Consider the following 3,039-nt stretch of genomic DNA (forward strand, 5'->3'; position numbering starts at 1 on the left):
GCTCCAGGCCCCGGCTCACCGAGAAGGTCTTGCCGTGCAGGAAGCGGCAGATCTCCGTGGTGCGCTCGTCGAGGACAGCCTCGATGACGTAGCGGTCGATGCCCGCCTCGGCGTAGGAGGAGAGCTGGGCGAAGGAGCGGCCGCGGGAGACGAACGCCCCGGCGACCACCTCCCAGTAGAAGCTGCCCCGGCCGGCGATGACCTGGCGGGCTGCGGCCTCGAGGTCGCGGGCGATGTCCTCCCTGCCGAGCCCGGCCTCGAGCCCCTCGGCCACGATGCGCCGGGCCCGCTCCCCGAAGGCCGCGTGCCGGCGGCCGTACTCGTCGCGCACGTAGTGCGTCTGGCTCGTGGCCAGGTGCCGGACGATCCGCTTGTCGAGCGCGTTGAAGTCGGCGGCGATGGCGAGGCCCTGGCCCCGGCGGACCGACTCGCGCGTCGCCCGCACCACCTCCGCGGCCGCGTCCCCGAACACGGCCTGCACCTTCCGGGGCACGGCGGCGGTCTTGCGACCCGCCGCCTCCAGGGCCCGCGCCACGAGCGACCGGCGCTGAGACGGCGTCGTGCCCCGCCAGTCCACGTCGAGCACGGCCACCGCGGCCCGCACCGCTGCGTCGTCGGACTCGGACGCCCTGGCCCGCAGCAGCGCCGCCAGCCGAGCCACCGCCCGGTCGAAGCCCCGCGCGCTGCCGAGGTTCATGGCCTTGCGCAGCCGCACCCGCAGGTACCGCTCCAGGATCTCCTCGGCGGCCTCCCGAGCCCCGGCGACGAGCGCGAGGTCCTCAGCGGTAGCGCACCCGCCGCACACGCTCGTCCTCCTCGAGGCGGGCCTCTCCCCGGTGCAGGTGGATGAGCACCCGGCAGTACAGGCACCGCAGCGGGCGGGAGAAGCTCACCCGCCCGCCGCCCTCGTCCTCGGCGATCTCGAGCCCGTCGCGCCCGTGGAGCGCCACGGTCACGAAGCCGCACCGCGGGCAGCAGACGTGGTAGCCGACGGGCGGGCCGCGCCGGTCCTGAGGCACGCGGCGCATCTCGCCGGGCTCCAGCTCGCAAGGCCGCCGCGCCACCGGGGTCATCCTCATGCCGGCCCCCGCAGGACCAGCGGGCCGCGGCGGCGGCCCCGGACCTCGATGCCCTCCTCGGTCGGCCGCATCACGATGTCGTGCGAGGATGCGCAGCGGTCGCACACCGCGAAGACGAGCACGCCGCCCAGCCACAGGGTCAGCGTCTCGTCGAGCCCCGAGCGCCGCCGGCACATCCGGCACTCGATGACGCCCCGCTCGGCGTCGAGCTGCGCCTGGCGCGCCCACGCCCTCGCCAGCTCCTCAGGACGCATCGCGCGCTCCCTCCGGCTCGAACCACGAGGCGAACTCGTCGTCGGGCACGGCCACGCGCTCGGGCTCGCCCCCGGCCAGGTACCGGCGGGCAAGCTCCATGCGCCGCTCGCCGAGCCGCGCCTCCTCCGCCGCAAGCTCGTCTCGCAGGTCGAGCAGCCGCCGGGCGTCGTCGAGCAGCGAGCCCTTCTCCGTGCGCGCCCGCAGGTCCTCCACCCCGGTCTGGATGCCCGCCAGCGTCAGCGTGATGGGCCGCTTGGTCCAGTCGTCGCCGATCTTGCGGAACTCCCGGTTGAAGATGTCGCCCGCGAGCAGCCGCCCCTCCTCGGGCGTCAGCACGCCCACGCGCACGAGCTTCTCCACCATCTGGGTCATCCGCTCCGGGTCGCGCGTCACCGGCGTCTGCGAGCGGAAGCGCCAGAAGCGGATGCCCATGTCCGCGAGCAGCTTGCGGTTGATGAGGAAGTCGAACTCGTCCCGCTCGGGCTGGAACACCTGGTCCTCGGCGAAGCGGAGCTGCGCGTCCGCCACCGCCCGGTTGAAGTCCCGGCTGTCTCCGCGCAGCAGCCTCGGCAGCCGGAAGGCCGCCCCCACCTTGTCGATGTTCCGCTCGTCGTAGAGCTGGAAGAGCGCGTCCTGCTGTTGCGCGTCGGTCAGCGGCCGAAGCTCGATCTTGGCCCGGGCCGCGTCGCCCGCGCCCGAGCCGCCCTCGGCCTCGAGGATGAGCACCTTGTGGAAGTTGGTCTTGCCCTTGAGGTTCTCCTCGATGAACCGCTCGATGCGCGGCACCGAGGCCTCCGACAGCCGCCCGCCGGACACGAGCAGCGCCAAGGGCGGCACGCTCTTGTTCTCGAAGTAGAGGTAGTTGACCTCCTCCATCTGCCGCGAGCCGAGCACCGCCAGCAGCGTCCCCACCCAGCGCGGCACCCCGTAGGGCGAGCGCGGCGAGTGGATGGCGAAGTGGATGATCTCGGTGGCCGGCGCGTCGCCGGGCCGCGCCCGCAGCAGCGAGGCCACGTCGGGGAAGACCTCGCCCGTGGTCTTGGACACCGCCCTCGGGTCACCGAAGCTCTTGAAGAACACGCGCTCGGAGCCCTGCACCTGCACGTAGCGGCGAAGCCGTCGGCGGGCCGTCACCCGCTCGTAGCTCACGGGCGAGACCCGCACCCGCTCGGCCACCTCGACCGGCTCGCGGTCGAGGGGCAGCAGCCGCACCGTGTACGACGGCACGTAGACCAGCCGCGCCACCTCGCCCCGGCCGTCGCGCAGCACCTCCCAGAAGGCGTTGCCCGTGACCTCGAGGTCCTGCCGGGTCCGCCGGCGCAGGTCCACGAACGAGTGGTCGAAGCAGCAGAAGTCGAAGAAGGACTCCAGCCGCGCCCGCTCGATGCGCGCGAGCTGCTTCAGCTCCCGCTTGCGCTCGGCCACCTCCTCGGCCGTGGGCTCGAGCGGCGTGCCCTCGGGCAGCTCGCCACGCTCCCGCGCCGCCGCCCGCTCCAGGTAGATGCAGTCGGCCACCTGCCGGTCGGCGTCCTCGGCGTCCAGGTCGATGGCCGGCTCGAACCGGTGTCCGAACCCGTCGATGTTGGTGGCGTAGGCGTCGACGTTCTGCCGGAGCGAGTTGGAGTGCTCCATCAGCAGGCACAGCGCCTCGGGGTCGTAGGGCGGCTCGAGCGCGCCGGCCGACGCGAAGGCCGCCGCCAGGTCC

4 protein-coding genes are annotated in these 3,039 nt (G+C 73.6%); all 4 read right to left on the reverse strand.

What is annotated here, in order from left to right:
• A partial coding sequence (locus D6718_02565; protein RMG47970.1) for a head morphogenesis protein occupies positions 1-805 on the reverse strand: 805 nt, incomplete at its 3' end.
• Positions 780-1,064 carry a hypothetical protein gene (locus D6718_02570; protein ID RMG47971.1) on the reverse strand — a complete coding sequence of 95 codons (285 nt, stop codon included), beginning with the start codon at positions 1,062-1,064 and terminating at the stop codon, positions 780-782. The genes D6718_02570 and D6718_02565, both read right to left, overlap by 26 nt.
• An 11-nt stretch (positions 1,065-1,075) precedes the next feature.
• Positions 1,076-1,333 carry a hypothetical protein gene (locus tag D6718_02575; protein ID RMG47972.1) on the reverse strand — a complete coding sequence of 86 codons (258 nt, stop codon included), beginning with the start codon at positions 1,331-1,333 and terminating at the stop codon, positions 1,076-1,078.
• A partial coding sequence (locus tag D6718_02580) for a phage portal protein (protein ID RMG47973.1) occupies positions 1,323-3,039 on the reverse strand: 1,717 nt, incomplete at its 5' end. The genes D6718_02575 and D6718_02580, both read right to left, overlap by 11 nt.

This window comes from Acidobacteriota bacterium (genome assembly GCA_003696075.1).
Classification (GTDB): domain Bacteria; phylum Acidobacteriota; class Polarisedimenticolia; order J045; family J045; genus J045.

What these genes read in the sequence shown, in the direction of transcription:
- D6718_02575 (RMG47972.1), bottom strand. Translation starts at nt 1,333, where the DNA reads ATGCGTCCTGAGGAGCTGGCGAGGGCGTGGGCGCGCCAGGCGCAGCTC.